General features: G+C 69.9%; 2 protein-coding genes. Both read right to left on the reverse strand.

Annotation, left to right across the window (positions count from 1 at the left end; genetic code table 11):
* Window positions 1-69: 69 nt before the first annotated feature.
* Window positions 70-363 (reverse strand): chaplin family protein, encoded by a 294-nt coding sequence (locus ABZ914_RS15610; RefSeq protein ID WP_190859500.1) that lies wholly within the window; start codon window positions 361-363, stop codon window positions 70-72.
* Between the two features lie 280 nt (window positions 364-643).
* Window positions 644-923 (reverse strand): hypothetical protein (locus ABZ914_RS15615; RefSeq protein ID WP_500193587.1); only part of this gene is annotated, 280 nt, incomplete at its 5' end.

The raw sequence follows: 923 nt of genomic DNA on the forward strand, positions 1-923 counted from the left end.
TCACGCAGTCCATGGTGGCGGCGGCGGCGCGCGGCAAGGGCCGGGCCGTTGCGCGCCCGGCGCGGCGGATCAGCCGTTGTCGACGGACGCGCCGCCCTTGCAGCCCGCGCCCGCGATGCCGACGACGGCGACGGCGTTGCCGCACACGTCGATCGGGATCGAGATCGGGGCGTTGATCTGGTTGCCGCCGAGGATGGAGAAGTTGCCACTGGTGTGGTTGCCGTTGAACTGGCCACCGTGGCCATGGCCCTTGCCATGACCGTGGCCGTGGTCCCAGCCCCCGGCGTACGCGGGGGCCGCGGCCAGAACCGAACCGGCGACCGCGAAACCGAGGATGCCGGTGGCGGCGAGCTTCTTGAACACGAGAGTCCTCCCGTACCGGGCCGAGGGCCCGAAGCGAATATTTCCAGAGCCCCCCTCAGAGGGCGTCGCGTACGGTAGTTACCCAGCTACTCTGCGGTAATCCAATAGGGCGGCCCAGCATGACGGCAAATAGTCACCAAGCAGTAATCACGGCGTTACAAAGAGTAACCGTTTTGCTCGCATTCGCCGGACCTGTCGCAAAGGTCGGCGCGACCACTCGCGCGCCGCCAGAAGCCCCACGTCGCCGAGATGGATCCAAAGCACGGCCCCGCCGACGCTTTCACGGCGCGAACCGCCCCGCGAAGCCGGGTTTCACCACCTGCGACCAGCCATAACAACTCCCCGCACTCAGAGAGAGCCACGTGCCGTCCGCCCCATCAGCAACGCCGAAACTCCAGCGGCCGACACGAGCGAAAGGCCGGCGCGAGCCAAAGCCCGGCGCCGGCAAGGCCGGTCCCAGCGAAAGGCCGGCATCGACGAGGGGCACCGGCCACACGAACGCGCCGGGGGCCCCCCACCGGCCACCGCCGCCGCGATGCCGGGCGCGTGCGCGCCCCGGG

Source organism: Spirillospora sp. NPDC046719, from assembly GCF_040645715.1.
Classification (GTDB): Bacteria; Actinomycetota; Actinomycetes; order Streptosporangiales; family Streptosporangiaceae; genus Spirillospora.